The sequence below is a fragment of the Shewanella sp. VK101 genome (assembly GCF_056497865.1).
This window is the reverse complement of the sequence record NZ_CM151402.1, coordinates 4,795,344-4,809,551: the sequence shown is the minus strand read 5'-3', so window position 1 is coordinate 4,809,551 and position 14,208 is coordinate 4,795,344. Positions and strand designations below refer to the sequence as shown.

The 14,208-nt window shown below is 56.1% G+C and carries 18 protein-coding genes; 15 read left to right on the top strand and 3 right to left on the bottom strand.

What is annotated here, in order from left to right:
• The first annotated feature begins 31 nt into the window (after window positions 1-31).
• The 8 genes from ACSHSR_RS21445 to ACSHSR_RS21410 all read left to right on the top strand — a co-directional run bounded on the left by ACSHSR_RS21445 (window position 32) and on the right by ACSHSR_RS21410 (window position 7,702).
• Window positions 32-880, top strand: a complete 849-nt coding sequence (locus tag ACSHSR_RS21445; RefSeq protein WP_025009125.1) for a MotY family protein — start codon at window positions 32-34, stop codon at window positions 878-880.
• 70 nt (window positions 881-950) lie between these two features.
• Window positions 951-2,195, top strand: coding sequence for a sigma-54 interaction domain-containing protein (locus ACSHSR_RS21440; RefSeq protein WP_479631536.1), 1,245 nt, complete (start codon window positions 951-953; stop codon window positions 2,193-2,195).
• A 26-nt stretch (window positions 2,196-2,221) separates the two neighbouring features.
• Window positions 2,222-2,557, top strand: coding sequence for a flagellar hook-basal body complex protein FliE (fliE, locus tag ACSHSR_RS21435; RefSeq protein ID WP_025009127.1), 336 nt, complete (start codon window positions 2,222-2,224; stop codon window positions 2,555-2,557).
• 9 nt (window positions 2,558-2,566) lie between these two features.
• Window positions 2,567-4,234, top strand: coding sequence for a flagellar basal-body MS-ring/collar protein FliF (gene fliF / locus ACSHSR_RS21430; protein ID WP_025009128.1), 1,668 nt, complete (start codon window positions 2,567-2,569; stop codon window positions 4,232-4,234).
• 10 nt (window positions 4,235-4,244) lie between these two features.
• Entirely contained in the window at window positions 4,245-5,231 is a 987-nt protein-coding gene (locus ACSHSR_RS21425; RefSeq protein WP_025009129.1) for a flagellar motor switch protein FliG, read from the top strand.
• Window positions 5,231-5,959 carry a flagellar assembly protein FliH gene (gene fliH / locus ACSHSR_RS21420; RefSeq protein WP_025009130.1) on the top strand — a complete coding sequence of 243 codons (729 nt, stop codon included), beginning with the start codon at window positions 5,231-5,233 and terminating at the stop codon, window positions 5,957-5,959. The genes ACSHSR_RS21425 and fliH overlap by 1 nt, the downstream gene beginning before the upstream one ends.
• Window positions 5,949-7,274, top strand: coding sequence for a FliI/YscN family ATPase (locus ACSHSR_RS21415; protein WP_285699536.1), 1,326 nt, complete (start codon window positions 5,949-5,951; stop codon window positions 7,272-7,274). Before fliH ends, ACSHSR_RS21415 begins: the two co-directional genes overlap by 11 nt.
• Window positions 7,271-7,702 (top strand): hypothetical protein, encoded by a 432-nt coding sequence (locus ACSHSR_RS21410; protein WP_025888442.1) that lies wholly within the window; start codon window positions 7,271-7,273, stop codon window positions 7,700-7,702. Before ACSHSR_RS21415 ends, ACSHSR_RS21410 begins: the two co-directional genes overlap by 4 nt.
• On the opposite strand, the gene flgN is transcribed toward ACSHSR_RS21410, so the two are convergent.
• From flgN to flgA, 3 genes are all read right to left on the bottom strand, one after another.
• Entirely contained in the window at window positions 7,685-8,137 is a 453-nt protein-coding gene (flgN, locus tag ACSHSR_RS21405) for a flagellar export chaperone FlgN (protein ID WP_028780419.1), read from the bottom strand. The genes ACSHSR_RS21410 and flgN overlap by 18 nt on opposite strands.
• 7 nt (window positions 8,138-8,144) lie before the next feature.
• On the bottom strand, window positions 8,145-8,429 hold the full coding sequence (gene flgM / locus ACSHSR_RS21400) for a flagellar biosynthesis anti-sigma factor FlgM (RefSeq protein ID WP_144437815.1): 285 nt from the start codon (window positions 8,427-8,429) through the stop codon (window positions 8,145-8,147).
• Window positions 8,430-8,506: 77 nt separating this feature from the next.
• The gene (gene flgA, locus ACSHSR_RS21395) at window positions 8,507-9,253 is read right to left on the bottom strand and encodes a flagellar basal body P-ring formation chaperone FlgA (protein ID WP_144190824.1); all 747 of its coding nucleotides are present in this window, start codon (window positions 9,251-9,253) and stop codon (window positions 8,507-8,509) included.
• Window positions 9,254-9,333: 80 nt separating this feature from the next.
• Between flgA and ACSHSR_RS21390 the strand changes: the two genes are divergently transcribed.
• The 7 genes from ACSHSR_RS21390 to flgH are packed head-to-tail and all read left to right on the top strand — an operon-like array spanning window position 9,334 to window position 14,198.
• Window positions 9,334-9,684, top strand: coding sequence for a flagellar basal body rod protein FlgB (locus tag ACSHSR_RS21390; protein ID WP_144190859.1), 351 nt, complete (start codon window positions 9,334-9,336; stop codon window positions 9,682-9,684).
• Window positions 9,685-9,686: 2 nt separating this feature from the next.
• Window positions 9,687-10,097 carry a flagellar basal body rod protein FlgC gene (gene flgC, locus ACSHSR_RS21385; RefSeq protein ID WP_025888439.1) on the top strand — a complete coding sequence of 137 codons (411 nt, stop codon included), beginning with the start codon at window positions 9,687-9,689 and terminating at the stop codon, window positions 10,095-10,097.
• A gap of 11 nt (window positions 10,098-10,108) precedes the next feature.
• On the top strand, window positions 10,109-10,774 hold the full coding sequence (locus tag ACSHSR_RS21380) for a FlgD immunoglobulin-like domain containing protein (protein ID WP_025009137.1): 666 nt from the start codon (window positions 10,109-10,111) through the stop codon (window positions 10,772-10,774).
• A gap of 11 nt (window positions 10,775-10,785) precedes the next feature.
• Window positions 10,786-11,985, top strand: a complete 1,200-nt coding sequence (gene flgE / locus ACSHSR_RS21375; protein WP_025888437.1) for a flagellar hook protein FlgE — start codon at window positions 10,786-10,788, stop codon at window positions 11,983-11,985.
• A 10-nt stretch (window positions 11,986-11,995) separates the two neighbouring features.
• Window positions 11,996-12,727, top strand: coding sequence for a flagellar basal body rod protein FlgF (locus ACSHSR_RS21370; protein ID WP_025888436.1), 732 nt, complete (start codon window positions 11,996-11,998; stop codon window positions 12,725-12,727).
• A 17-nt stretch (window positions 12,728-12,744) separates the two neighbouring features.
• On the top strand, window positions 12,745-13,530 hold the full coding sequence (flgG, locus tag ACSHSR_RS21365; RefSeq protein ID WP_096142184.1) for a flagellar basal-body rod protein FlgG: 786 nt from the start codon (window positions 12,745-12,747) through the stop codon (window positions 13,528-13,530).
• A gap of 5 nt (window positions 13,531-13,535) precedes the next feature.
• Window positions 13,536-14,198, top strand: a complete 663-nt coding sequence (gene flgH, locus ACSHSR_RS21360) for a flagellar basal body L-ring protein FlgH (protein WP_025009140.1) — start codon at window positions 13,536-13,538, stop codon at window positions 14,196-14,198.
• Window positions 14,199-14,208: the final 10 nt, after the last annotated feature.

The following is a 14,208-nucleotide window of genomic DNA, read 5'->3' as shown; positions in this document are numbered from 1 at the left end:
TCTATTTATCCTTCACTAACTGGAATTTACTGTGTTGAAGCCTTTGACCCTAGCCCTGTGTTTCTTGCTGTTCAGCGCTATCAGTTTCGCAGAACCCATCACGCAGACGGTGACCTACAGAGTGGCCGCGGACGATGATGCCTGGCAACTGAGTAGCAGCCCCTTTGGTTGCCGGCTCAGCGTTGCTGTTGCCGGAGCCGGCTTACTGCAGCTGGAACTACTGCCAGGGCAACATTCCAACTTGTCCCTGATCTCCTCCTGGCTCAATCAAGCCCACAGCGTAAACGCCAGCGTTGGCTATCCGGCATGGGGCGAGGGATTTCCGGGCAAGGTGCAGAGCCGGCAGATGCAATGGCAAACAGGAAAGGCCAGCCTGAGAAGCGGGGAACTGGGCGTCTTTATCAAGGGGCTGGAGCAGGGATGGCGCTGGACATTTGAACTTGGACAAAGTGATGGATTCCTGCTTGAGGTCGATACCCTCAGTGCCCGAAGCCAGTTACAACCCTTGCGCCAGTGCCGCCAACAACTGCTCCCACAAGATTATGACTATGTTCATGATTTATCTATTTTTTACCCCTCAGGAATCGCTGGAATGGATTCGTCCATGCAGGCCGATATTCAAGCCGTGGCCCGTTATGTGGCGGTGGATCGCAACATCAAAAAAATCCTGATCGATGGTCATGCAGACGACGGCAGCTCCAGGCTAGCGGATCTGGTATTGAGCAAAGACAGAGTGGAAAACGTGGTGGCGGCTCTGGTGGAGCTGGGGGTGAAACGGCAGATGATAGAAGCCAGACATCATGGCAATCGTCAGCCCTATTCCAAGGAACAGTCCGAAGTGAATCGTAGAGTACGGATTCGACTGGTCAAAGCGGTATGAGGATAGAGTCTTGAAAAACTACAGCGTGGTTGGCTGCAAGGGGCTGGTCAGTACTCAGACAGCCCAGCTCATGGAACAGGAAGGGTTTAATATCATTGAAGGGATCAGCAGCTGGCTGGCGCTGGTCGATGTTTCTGCCTGCAGCCCCGAGCAGGTAGCCGGACGTCTGCATCGACAGCGGGCCCACAATTTGGTGGCGTTGCTGCAACCTGAGCAGACTGAGCTGGCGGTCAAGGCCATGCAGGCCGGGGCTCAGGACTACCTGCTGCTGCCCCTGGATGAAAGCCAACTGATCAAGCTGCTGTTTCGCCTGCGGCAGATGGAGCAGGAAGACAGCGAATTGGTGGTGGCTTCTCCCCTGAGTCGGCAGCTGTTGATGCTGGCCCACAGAACCGCCAAGGCGGATACCACAGTTTTGCTCACCGGCGAGAGTGGTACCGGCAAAGAGCCGCTGGCACATTTCATTCATCGCCATTCCAGTCGCAGAGAGCAGCCCTTCGTGGCGGTGAACTGCGCCGCCATTCCTGAGCAGATACTCGAGTCGGTACTATTTGGCCATGTTAAAGGTGCCTTTACCGGGGCCAGCGCAGATCAACCGGGCAAATTCGAGTTGGCAGAAGGTGGCACTCTGTTGTTGGATGAAATAGCTGAACTGCCTTTATCTTTGCAGGCAAAACTCTTGCGGGTATTGCAGGAGAGAGAAGTCGAAAGAGTCGGCGGTCATAAAATCATTCCTTTGAACATACGCGTTATTGCAGCTACCAACAAAAATTTAAAAGAAGCTGTATCTCAAGGCCGATTCCGGGAAGATCTTTATTATCGTTTGGATGTGTTGACACTGGAATTAAAACCCCTTAGGGAAAGGGCGGAAGATATTATTCCGCTTGCGGAATATTTTATTCAGCTTTATGGCTATTTGACCAATGGTCAAGAATGTTATTTAAGCGATGCGGCTAAAAATGCGCTAATTAATTATAACTGGCCTGGTAATGTCAGAGAGCTGGAAAATGTCATTCAGCGGGCATTGGTTATGCGTCATGGCACTATTTTACAGGTTGTCGATTTAGGCATCAGACTGCCGGAAAATATTGCAAGTGTAAATTCCATTCCGGAACCATCCAATGGGCTTAAAGCCTCCAAAAAACATGCAGAGTTCCAATATGTCATTGAGATTTTGAAGCGTTTTGGCGGTCACCGCAGTCGCAGTGCTGATGCTTTGGGAATGACCACCCGGGCACTGCGCTACAAGCTGGTACAGATGCGGGATGCGGGCATAGATATCGACAGCCTTTTAGCCAAGGCCAAGGCCGCCTGAATGGCTGACAACAGAGAATGGCAGCAATGAGCAACAATAGTATTTCCGCCGGTTTTAACAATATCCAGCAAACACTGGCCATCCACAAGGAGATTGCCCAGGGCGCAATCATGCCTTCCATCGATGGCCATACTCCCCAAGTCGTCTCCTTTGGCAGCCTGATGAAGCAGAAGCTGCAGGAGATCAATCAAGATCAGCTGACATCATCAATGCTGACCCAAGCGGTCGACAGCGGCAGGAGCGATGATCTGGTGGGCGCCATGGTGGCGTCTCAAAAGGCCAGTCTGTCGTTTTCGGCCTTGATGCAGGTGCGTAATCGCCTTGTTCAAGCCTTTGATGATGTTATGAAAATGCCCATTTAAGGACAATAGATGTCAACGAGTTTAGCTCTACCGGCAAAACCGTCTGCCGCCGGACAAAAGCCCATGCTGGAAGCGATCAAGGGGAAGCTATCCCATGTAAACCAAATGCTGTTGCTGGCCATACTGGCCTCGGCAGTGGCCTGTGTGCTGGTGTTGTTCCTCTGGAGTGGCAGCCAGGGATATCGGCCCTTGTACGGCCTCAAGGAAAAGGTCGACAGCAGCCAGATCATTGAAGTGCTTGAGGGTGAAGGCATTGACTATCGCCTGGAAGCCAATTCGGGACAGATCCTGGTGGCGGAAAACAAGTTGAGTTCGGCGCGGCTCCTGCTGGCGGCCAAAGGAGTACAAGCTCAACTGCCGGAAGGACTGGAAAACCTGGCCAAGGCGCCCATAGGTACCAGCCAGTTTATGGAGCATGCCCGCTATCTTCATGGTTTGGAAGGGGAACTGGCGCGCACCATAATGGCGCTCGAAGCCGTACGTTATGCCAGAGTGCATCTGGCGATTCCCAAGCGAACCCTGTTCATCCGTGCCGAGCCGGAAAAGCCGACCGCTTCTGTGTTGTTGGAACTCTATTCCGGGGCGCGTTTGGATGAGTCACAGGTCAGCGCTATTGCCAACCTGGTTTCCGGCAGCATTACCGGCATGACCCCGGCACAGGTGCAGATAGTCGACCAGGCCGGCAACTACCTGAATGCCGATATGGCCTCCGGCCAGGACATCAGCCAATCCCGCAGCAAGCAGCTCAAGTATACCCATGAGCTGGAAAACAACCTGATCGCCCGCGCCGAATCCATGTTGAATCCGATTCTGGGACGGGACAATTATCAGGTGCAGCTGGTCGCAAGGGTGAACTTTAACCAGATAGAGGAAACCCGCGAGTCTGTGGATCCCAATCCTGTGATGACTCAGGAAACGCTCAACAAAGACCAAACCAACGGCAACCTGGCCTTGGGGATCCCCGGCGCTCTGAGCAACAAGCCTGTGTCCGGCAAGAAGGGCAAGAAAGAGGACAATCAGGAAAGCAGTCTGCGGCAACAGGAAACCCGCTCATACGAAGTTGGGCGCTCGGTGCGGCACACCAAATTCCAACAGATGCAGCTGGAAGGGCTGTCGGTAGCCATCCTGTTGAACCAACAGGCGGCAGGCAAAGAAGGCTGGCAACCGCAGCAGTTGCAGCAGATAAGCGACATGGTTAAAGACGCCATAGGTTTTTCCGAGGCTCGTGGCGATCAGATCAATATCAACAGTTTTGACTTCGTGGTGCCGGAAAAGCCCGTGATAGAAGCTTTGCCCTGGTGGCAGAACGAGCATCTGCGTGAATACCTGAAATATGGCATAGGCACTCTATTGGCCTTACTGCTTATTCTGTTCGTGTTGCGCCCCCTGGTTCAGCACCTGACCCGCGGTGATTCAGGCTCAAGACACTCTGGCAACAAGGCCGGTGACAAAGCCGCTGAAATGGCACTGGAAGCCGAGCCCCTGACACAAGCCATTGAGCCGCCTCAGCTGGCATTGCAGGCTGAGGACAGCAAGGCCTTGCCGCAGTCGAATCTGCCACCGCCCGGCTCGCCCCTGACGGTGAAAATGCAGCACCTGGGACTGCTGGCAACGGAAGAACCCGCCAGAGTCGCCGAAGTGATCAGCCATTGGATGAAGGACAAAAATCGTGACTGAACAAACGACTCTGGACAATCTTGAGCAGGCGGCCATGTTGCTCTTGTGTATGGGTGAGGAAGGTGCCTCTCAGGTCATGGCGCACCTCGACCGCCAGGATGTGGAACAACTGAGTTACAAGATGGCGCGCCTGTCTTCGGTGACCCAGCAGGAAGCAGAATCTGTACTGGATCGCTTCTTCAACCGCTACAAAGAGCAGGCCGGTATCGCCCGGGCATCGAGAGCCTATCTCCAGAAAACCCTGGATTTGGCACTGGGTGACAGAGTCGCCAAGGGCCTTATCGACAGCATCTATGGCGATGAGGTCAAGATGTTGGTGAAGCGGCTGGAGTGGGTCGATGCCAAGCTGTTGGCGCGGGAGTTGCAGCACGAACATGTGCAGCTGCAGGCCATCATGTTGGGACTCTTGCCACCGGAAATTGCCGCTCAGGTATTACAACATCTGCCGGGAGACAACCAGGACGAAGTGCTGGTACGCATAGCCCGCCTCGGCGAGCTGGATCGGGATGTGGTGGAAGAGCTGCGGCAACTGGTGGAGCGCTGCATGGTGATGGCGATGGAGAAAAGCCATACCCAGGTGTCCGGCGTGCGTCAGGTGGCTGACATTCTCAACCGCTTCGATGGTGACCGTGAACATCTGATGCAGATGATACGCTTGCAGGACAAGCATCTGGCCAATGATGTTACCGAAAACATGTTCGACTTTATCATCTTGGGCCGTCAGAAGCCGGAAACCCTGCAGGAAATCCTCGGGGCGGTCGAAGCCGAGTCGCTGGCACTGGCACTCAAGGGTATTGATGGCGAACTGAAACGCACTCTGCTCAACGCCCTGCCCAAGCGTATGTCTTCCGCCATTGAGACCCAGGCCGAGGCCTTGGGCGCTGTGCCGCTGAGCATGGCCAATGAGGCGAGACGCAACATTATGGAAACGGCCAAAGAGATGATGCAGAACGGCGAAATCGAGCTGCAACTGTTTGAAGAACAGGTGGTTGAGTAATGGGTGCAGATAGTCGCCTTTGGCGCATAGGTGCATCTCAGGTGCGCCGTTATCAATTTGCTCCCCTGGAAGGGGAGAGTCCTGAACAAGGCAACTGGCAAGACTTCCAGCAAGCGTTGGAGCGGGGCTATCAGGAAGGCTGGGAACAGGGCTTTGAAGCCGGCAAGACTCAGGGCGAAACCGAGGGGCGCCAAGCGGGCCAGGAATCCGGGCTGCGGGACGGGCTGGAGCAGGGACGCAGCCAGGGTTTGGCACAGATAGATGAGCAGTTGAATCAGCTATTGACTCCTATGACGGCATTGCAACAGCTGCTCGCCGAGAGCCACGCCGAGCAGATTCAGGCGCAACAGCAACTGATTGTCGACCTGGTCAGAAGGGTGGCACAGCAGGTGATCCGCTGCGAGTTGTCGCTGCAGCCACTGCAGATCATTGCCCTGGTTGAAGAAACCCTGCAGGCACTGCCCAAGGATGCCAGTGATATCAAGATCCACCTGGAACCCTCAACCATCAAACAGCTACAGCATCTGGCGGCCGACAAGGTAGCCGACTGGCACCTGGTGGCCGACGACAGCCTGAGCCAGGGCAGTTGCCGGGTGGTTTGCGATCAGTGCGATGCCGATGCTTCCATGGAAACCCGCCTCAACAACTGTATGGATCAGGTTGAAGCTCATTTGAACGACGACCTAATTCCAGAAGCCGAGGCCACAGTCGCCAGCAATGAAGACTAATGTCCTGGCCGGAAACTGGCCCCGGGTACCGGTAGCCCAGATATACGGACGCCTGACCCGCGTGAGTGGCCTGTTGCTGGAGGCGGTCGGCTGCAACCTGGGTATTGGCGATCGCGCCATGGTGGAGCGGCGCGATGGTGCCTATGTCGAGGCCGAGGTGGTGGGGTTCCATCAGGGGATCCTCTGCCTGATGCCTATCACAGATACTCAGGGGCTGAGCCCTGGCGCCCGGGTCATTCCCCAAACAGAGACCCATAAGATCCCTCTGGGTGCCGGCCTGCTCGGCCGGGTACTCGACGGCCTTGGCCAGCCGCTGGATCAGCTCGGGCCGCTGAGTGGCGTGCAGTTTTGTCGCCCGGTCACTCAGGTGCCCAATCCTCTTGCCCGGCAACCCATTACCCGCATTCTCGATGTAGGGGTCAGAGTCGTCAACGGCTTGCTGCCGGTTGGCTGCGGTCAAAGGGTAGGCTTGTTTGCCGGTCCCGGGGTGGGCAAGAGTGTGCTGCTGGGGATGATGACCCGCTTCACCGAGGCCGACCGCGTGGTGGTAGGGCTCATTGGCGAGCGCGGCCGAGAGGTGCGCGAGTTTATCGAGCAGGCCTTGGGTGAAGAGGGGCGCCGCCGCGCCGTGGTGGTTGCCGCTCCGGCAGATACTTCTCCCTTGATGCGCCTCAGAGCCATGCGCCTGTGTCACCAGATAGCCTGTGGCTTTCGCGACGAGGGCCATAGGGTGTTGCTGCTGGTGGATTCACTGACACGTTACGCCCAGGCACAGCGGGAGATAGCCCTGAGTCTGGGGGAACCGCCGGCCACCAAAGGCTATCCGCCTTCGGCCTTCGCCCAACTGCCTTCATTGGTGGAGATGGCGGGCAACGGTACTCATCCACAGGGAACCCTGACGGCGTTTTACACTGTGCTGACCGAAGGGGAAGATACACAGGACCCTATCGCCGATGCGGCCAAGGCGATACTGGATGGCCACTTCTTCCTGAGCCGCCGCTTGGCCGAGGCCGGGCATTTCCCGGCACTGGATCTTGGGGCCTCTATCAGTCGTTTGGCGCTGCAGATTGCCCCCAAGGAACAACAGCAAGAAATGGCACTGGTTCGGCGTATGTTGGCGCGTTATCAGGAAGTACGTGAGCTCTTGCCGTTGGGCGGTTATCAACCTGGGCAGGATCCCGAGTTGGATGCCGCCGTGAGCCATTACCCGAGGATTGCCGACTACCTGACCCAAACCACAGACGAGGCAGTTGACCTTTCGGGCAGTCAACAGCAACTGCAATCGCTGACCCGTGCACTGCGAGGTGAGTCATGAAACTGTTGCAACGCCTGAGCCATCTTGAGCAGCGTAAGCTCAGCGAGTTGGCGGAGCAAAAACAGGCGCTGCAGCAACGTCAGGCCCAGGTGCAGGGGCAACAACAGCAGGTGGCGTTACTGGAGTCCCATTACAGCCAGTTTCGTCAGGGCTCAATAGTGGGGCTTTGCAACAGTCAGGCCTTGCTGCAAAGACTGCAACCATTGAAGCAGAGTCTCAATACTCAGCAGCAGTTGCTCGGCAATGAACAACAAAGGCTGCAGGGCTTATGGCAGCAGCAGTTAGGGCGTTATCAGCGGGTGAATTGGTTTGACGGGCAGCAACAACAGCGACAGCGACGACGGCTGGAGCAGCAGGAGCAGTTTCAGCTTGATGAGTTGGCGGGCAGCAGTACGGCGCGGCTTAAGGCTTCAGGGAAACTGAGGTGAGGCAAGGTTCTGTGGGTACTCATCGGCATTTCCCAGCCCCAGAATACCGCGGATGATCTCCTGTTGGCGCACCAGCAGTTGGCCGTTGAGCTCGTTGAGTCTCTGGCTCTCTCTGGCCTGTTGCAGCAGTTGCTGCCACAGTTGTTCCAGTTTGTGAGCGGCCTGCTCGGGCAGTTTACTCTGCAGTTGGCGTATGCCCTGATGATCATTGCTGACACCTATTTGTGCCAGATGTGCGGCGCGCTGCAGCGAATTGTGCTGTAACTTGGCAACTAACTGATCCTGCTGCTGGTTATGCTGGATAAGCCCTTGATTGTCATGGCGCAGCATCAACTGGCGCTGCTGTTGCAGCAGCTTCTTTAACTCCCGGTAGTCCAGTATGTCCTGGCGGATCCCGGCGACCAGACCTTGCAGTGCTTCGCGTTTATTGCTCATGGATGGCTTACTTGTCCTGTTTCCCGTGCTGCTGCAGCATCGCTTTGGCCATGGCCTCGACATCCAGTTCAAAATTGCCCTGTTGCAGTGCCTGACGCAAGCTGGCCACCTTGAGTTGATCTACCTCGCTCTCCTGAGCCAGTTGAGTCTGGGCCTGATTCAGCCAGTGATACTCAGGGCTTACCTTATCCTGCTGGGCTGCGGATCCCGTGGTTTCCTGGCGTTGACGCCGATTCGCTGCGGTGACGCCGCTGTCGCTGACAACCGCATGCAGACGCTGAGTGATTTCCATTGAACCCCCGAAATAATGTGCTCTAGTGAGTAAAGGCGACCGGATCCGTAAAAAATAAAATTATTTTTGTGATGTAATTACTTTTGTGGTGTAACTATGCCCTGCGCTATCGGGTAGGCCTTGATGACCTTCTGCGAGCTTAAGTTTCGCACCCTAATCACTTCTCCCCGGGAGGCACTTTCCAGTGCGGTGCCCGGCATTTGAGCTTCAAAACCCTCCTGGCTGACCTGGATGATCACCTGTTCACCGGCACGCACCCAATCACTCTGGCTCAGCTGGCGCAGCAAGATGGCTTCACCTGCGCGGATCCTGCGCGCCACCTGTTTGCCTATGAGCTCGCGTTGGCTGCTGACAATGTCTCTGTCACTGGCCTGCAACTCCAGCCAGCGCCACTCTATGTTCTGCGCGTCGATGATGCTGCCTCTGTGCAGGGTTTGTGTCAGCACAGGCAATTGGGCCTTGGCTTCGACCCTGGCCCGTAGAAAGAAACGCCAGTCGGCCGCCGGACAACGCACCTCCAAAGATACCCGTCCCCAGAGCGGCGCCGAAGGGTTGGCCAGACTGATGTCCGGCTTTTGCGGGCAGTCGGGTAAGCGCTTGACCCCGGATGGCAGTGTCATTCGAATCTTGCTTTGAAGCGGTTTCATCTGTTGCGCCGCAGCAAACTGCTGCAGTTGCTGCTGCAGATATTGTCTGGCCGCTTGCTCGACCTGGTTGGCCGAGGCGGCCGCCGGCAACGGAAGCAGCGGAAACAACAGCAAAAGCAGCAAGGCAAAAGGGGAAATCAGGGTTCCGCAATTATTGATGGTTTGCTTTTTAGTCATTGTATTTTAAGGATAAAAACTATTGGCATGGTATTTGTTACAAGGAGCGAAAACCTATGGATACCTTACTAGGAGAAACCATGGCTATCAAGCTCGATGCGGCATTGGGCCTGCATCCTCAATTATTGGATTTCAGGGTTGAGCGCAGCAAGGTGCTGGCCGGAAACCTGGCCAACGCCGAAACACCCGGCTACCAGGCCAGAGATCTGGACTTTGGTGCTCTGATGGCGCAGCTGGATGCCGGCATCCCTTTTGGAGGGCAGTACACAGTGGGGTATCGGGTACCTTATCAGGCCAGTGCCGATAACAGCACGGTTGAACTGGGGCAGGAGCAGGCGCGTTTTTCACAAAATGCCATGGACTTTCAGACCAGCCTGACCTTTCTCAACATGAAAATCCAAGGCCTGAAGGCCGCTATCGAAGGGAAGTAATCGTGTCATTTGCAGAGATATATCAGGTTGCCGGCAGTGGCATGACGGTGCAGACCCTGAGACTGAACGCTATCGCCAGTAACCTGGCCAACGCAGGTGTGGCTGCCGAGTCCAGTGATAGCGCCTACCGGGCGATAAAACCGGTATTTTCCACCCTCTATCAGCAACAAAACAACAGCGTCAGTGCCAAGGTGCAGATCAAGGCCCTGGTGCAGTCCGATGCACCGTTGGAAACCCGTTATGAACCCGGCCACCCGCTGGCCAATGCCGATGGCTATGTGACCTATTCCAATGTCAACACAGTGGAAGAGATGGCCGACATGATGGCCGCCAGCCGCGCTTTTGAAACCAGTGTCGAAGTGATGAACCGCGCCCGCTCCATGCAGCAGGGACTCCTGGCTCTGGGAAAATAAGGGAATAGAGGATGCAACAGGTACAGAACGTCAATACCCGCGAAGATGGCCAGAAGACAGATGCCATCCGTGCCAACGGCAATGATCCCGCTTCGCTGAAGAACGAGTTCATGTCGTTGATGATAGCCCAGATCAAGAATCAGGACCCTACCAACCCCCTGGATGCCAGTGAGTATCTGGGCCAGTTGGCGCAGTTCTCCCAGGTGGAGAGCCTGGAGGCGATGCGCCAGAACCAGAAAAACCAGATGACCATGATGGAAAACCTCGGGCTGGTGCAATCGGCTTCCCTTATAGGTAAGCAGGCCATGGTGCCGGCAGACAGCTTTACCGCGGCCGAACATGTGATAGACGGCAAAGTCTATCTGGAGCACAGCGCCTCGGCGGTGACTGTGGAGATCAGCGATAAAAACGGGGAAGTCGTCAAAACCCTGGAGCTTGGCAGTCAGGCGGCAGGTGATGTCAGTTTTCAGATAGATCCCGAAGGACTGGGGCTTCCTCCGGGGGAATACCAATTGAAAGTTCAGGCCAGCGACGGTGAAAAAGCATTGAAGGCTCAGTCATTTCTCGCCGGCGAAATCAGCAAGGTTCATTTCGTCAGTGCCAAGGGCATGATGATGGCTGAGCTGGCCAACGGTTTGGGCACAGTGTCTGTGCTGGATATTTCCGAAGTTTCATAACAGGAGACAAGATGTCTTTCAATATTGCGCTAAGTGGATTGCAGGCCACCAGTCAGGACCTCAACACCATAAGTAACAACATTGCCAACGCCTCTACCTGGGGCTTCCGTGGTGGTCGCAGCGAGTTTGCCGCCATCTACAACAGTGGCATGGGTGCCGGTGTCAATGTGATGAATACCAGCCAGAACTTCTCCCGTGAGGGCACGCTGACCTACACAGGCCGTGAGCTGGATATGGGGATCCAGGGCAGTGGCTTCTTTATGTTGCGTGGCACCGATGGCTCCAATCTTTATGCCCGCGCCGGGATTTTCGGCCAGGATGCACTGGGCTTTATCACAGATCCTGTCGGCAACCGTCTGCAGGGCTATCCGGCCACGGCCGATGGCGTGCTGCAAACAGGCACCATGGGTGACTTGCAGATCAAGACAGGTTCTCTGCCGGCCAAGGCGTCGACTCTGGTCAATCAGGTGTCCAACCTGGATGCGCGTATGGAAGCCATAGATCCTGCAACGACGCCATTTTCGCCCACAGACCCGGCGAGTTATCACTCCTCGGGTACTGTCAGTGTGTTCGACTCACTCGGCAACCAGAGATCCCTGACCCAGTACTACGCCAAGACAGGCGACAATGAATGGAAAGTCTACTTCGTGCTGGACTCGGCCGTTCTCGAACCCAAAGACGGCCACAGCCTGCAGTTTGACAAGAAGGGCAGCCTGAGCGGCGGCGACAAGCTGAGCCTGACTCTGCCCGCCAAGGCCGGTGCCGAGGATGTCAGCCTGGCGGTGAACTATGAAGGGTTCACTCAATATGCCAATGACTATAACAACTCCAGCCTGAGTCAGGATGGTTATGCCGCCGGTGAATTCAACAAGATACGCCTGGATGACAGCGGGATGCTCTTTGGTACCTACACCAATGGTCAGGAGTTGCTGCAGGGCCAGGTGGTGCTGGCAGATTTCAACAATCCCAACGGTTTGACGCCTGTGAGCAACAACGCCTGGCAGGCCTCTGCCTCAGCTGGGCAGGCCACAGTCGGCGCACCTGGCAGCGGTACTCTGGGCAGCCTGAAGGGCGCCTATCTTGAGGGTTCCAACGTGGATACCACGGCCGAGATGGTGAGCCTGATGACGGCGCAGCGTAACTATCAGTCCAATGCCAAGGTACTGGACACCAACTCGACCATGCAGCAGGCGCTGCTGAACGCCATCTGACGGATGACTCATGGATAAGATGATTTATACCGCGGCCCAGGGCGCCAGCCGTATTCTGCAGTCCCAGGCGATTCGGGCCAACAACCTGGCCAATGCCGATACCCAGGGCTTTCGTGCCGATCTGGAGCGGGTTGCTGCGGTTCCTGTGCCTGAGACCCAGGGAAGCTTTGCTTCGCGGATCTTGCCGCAGACCCAGAATGTCGGTTTCAACAGCCGCCATGGAGAGATAGTCAGCACTGGGCGCCGGCTCGATATGGCGATTAAGGGCGATGGCTATTTCACAGTGCAAACACCTCAGGGAGAAGCCTATACCCGTAACGGCGCCATCAGCGAAGGTGCCAACGGTGAACTGACAGTGGCGGGGTTCCCCTTGATGGGCGCCAATGGGCCTTTGGTGCTGCCTCAGTATCGCGAGCTGATTGTCAGTGAAGACGGTCGCCTGTCGATAGTGGCCGAGCAGGGTGGGCTGATTGAAGAGGTTGCCCAGCTCAAGCTGGTGAACGCTGCCCAGAATCAGCTGCACAAGGGCGCCGATGGTTTGCTGTATGCCAACAACGGCGAGGCCCAAGTGTCCGAGCAAGTGCGGCTGGCTTCCGGCGCGCTGGAGAGCAGTAATGTCGATGCCGTTGGTGAGTTGCTGGCCTCCATGGATCTGGGTCGTCAGTTTGAAGTGCAAATTAAGTTAATGAAAAGCGCAGAGAAGTTGGCTGAGGCGGGTAATCGCCTGCTGCGTGACGCCTAATATTGAGGAGAGTCTAAATGCAATCGGCATTATGGGTGAGTAAGACAGGATTGACTGCTCAGGATGTGAAGATGACGACCATCGCCAACAACCTGGCCAACGTTAATACCACAGGTTTCAAGCGCGATAGAGTCGGTTTCAACGATCTCTTCTATCAGGTACAGCGCCAACCAGGCGGCCAAGTAGACGAGCTCAATGAGTTGCCATCCGGGCTGCAATTGGGCACGGGCGCCCGAGTGGCCAGTACCCAGAAGGTGTTCACCACAGGCGACATACTCACTACCAATCAGCAACTGGACATCGCTATTGAGGGCCAGGGTTTTTTCCAGATTGAAGAAGCCAATGGCGAAGTGGCATACAGCCGTGATGGCCAGTTTTATCGTAACAGCGACGGCGTCATGGTGACCTCCCAGGGGCTGCCCTTGGTGCCCAACATCCAGATCCCCGAAACCGCCACCGGGATCACCATAGCCGAAAACGGTGTGGTGAGTGCCAAAGTGGCGGGTCAGGCAGAGGCGATGGAGCTGGGACAGATCACCCTGGCGCACTTTGCCAACCCGGCCGGGCTCGAGTCCCGAGGCAATAACCTGTACCACGAAACCGCGTCTTCCGGTGTGCCGATAGAAGGAGTTCCCGGCGAGGAAGCGTTGGGCAGTTTACGCCAGGGGGCGCTCGAAGGGGCCAACGTCAATGTGGTCGAAGAGATGGTAGAGATGATCTCGACCCAGAGGGCCTACGAGATGAACGCCAAGGTGGTCTCAGCCACTGACGATATGCTCAAGTTCCTGAACCAATCGGTATGAAGATCATGAGACTCTTGTTGGCGCTGCTGATGCTGTCGCTCAGCGGCTGTATCTCCCACTTCCCCGACGCAGAACAGCAGCCGGGTAACAAAGAATGGGCGCCGCCTGAGGTGGACTACTCCTTGCCGGAAGCCAAAGACGGCAGCCTGTATCGCCCCGGTTTTATGCTGACCCTGTTCAAGGATAAGCGGGCCTTTCGCGAGGGAGACATACTCACAGTCTCCCTGGATGAGAAGACCTACTCCAGCAAGAAGGCCAATACCCAGACCAATAAGTCTCAGGATCTGAACTTTGGCGTTCAGGGCGGGGTAGATGACAGTAGTTTCAGCGCCAATGGTGAGGGCAAGTTTGGCCGTGGCTTCAATGGCAGCGGCGCCACGACTCAGCAGAACCAGCTTTCCGGCGCCATTACAGTGACAGTGGCCAAGGTGATGCCCAACGGCGTGCTGCTGATCCGCGGTGAGAAATGGCTTCGCCTCAGTCAGGGGGATGAGTATCTGCGTCTTATCGGGCTTATCCGCTCCGACGACATAGACAACCAGAACACCATCTCATCGCAGCGGATTGCCGATGCCCGCATTATCTACGGTGGCCAGGGCGCCATTGCCGACAGTAATGCCATGGGCTGGGCGGCTCGCTACTTCAACAGCCCCTGGTTCCCTATGTAACAGGAATGAA

Bases quoted from the DNA above. Each gene is read 5' to 3' on its own strand.
- ACSHSR_RS21440 (WP_479631536.1), top strand. From the start codon at position 951: ATGGAACAGGAAGGGTTTAATATCATTGAAGGGATCAGCAGCTGGCTG.
- fliE (WP_025009127.1), top strand. From the start codon at position 2,222: ATGAGCAACAATAGTATTTCCGCCGGTTTTAACAATATCCAGCAAACA.
- fliF (WP_025009128.1), top strand. From the start codon at position 2,567: ATGTCAACGAGTTTAGCTCTACCGGCAAAACCGTCTGCCGCCGGACAA.
- fliH (WP_025009130.1), top strand. From the start codon at position 5,231: ATGGGTGCAGATAGTCGCCTTTGGCGCATAGGTGCATCTCAGGTGCGC.
- ACSHSR_RS21415 (WP_285699536.1), top strand. From the start codon at position 5,949: ATGAAGACTAATGTCCTGGCCGGAAACTGGCCCCGGGTACCGGTAGCC.
- ACSHSR_RS21410 (WP_025888442.1), top strand. From the start codon at position 7,271: ATGAAACTGTTGCAACGCCTGAGCCATCTTGAGCAGCGTAAGCTCAGC.
- flgN (WP_028780419.1), bottom strand. From the start codon at position 8,137: ATGAGCAATAAACGCGAAGCACTGCAAGGTCTGGTCGCCGGGATCCGC.
- flgM (WP_144437815.1), bottom strand. From the start codon at position 8,429: ATGGAAATCACTCAGCGTCTGCATGCGGTTGTCAGCGACAGCGGCGTC.
- flgA (WP_144190824.1), bottom strand. From the start codon at position 9,253: ATGACTAAAAAGCAAACCATCAATAATTGCGGAACCCTGATTTCCCCT.
- ACSHSR_RS21390 (WP_144190859.1), top strand. From the start codon at position 9,334: ATGGCTATCAAGCTCGATGCGGCATTGGGCCTGCATCCTCAATTATTG.
- ACSHSR_RS21380 (WP_025009137.1), top strand. From the start codon at position 10,109: ATGCAACAGGTACAGAACGTCAATACCCGCGAAGATGGCCAGAAGACA.
- flgE (WP_025888437.1), top strand. From the start codon at position 10,786: ATGTCTTTCAATATTGCGCTAAGTGGATTGCAGGCCACCAGTCAGGAC.
- ACSHSR_RS21370 (WP_025888436.1), top strand. From the start codon at position 11,996: ATGGATAAGATGATTTATACCGCGGCCCAGGGCGCCAGCCGTATTCTG.
- flgG (WP_096142184.1), top strand. From the start codon at position 12,745: ATGCAATCGGCATTATGGGTGAGTAAGACAGGATTGACTGCTCAGGAT.
- flgH (WP_025009140.1), top strand. From the start codon at position 13,536: ATGAGACTCTTGTTGGCGCTGCTGATGCTGTCGCTCAGCGGCTGTATC.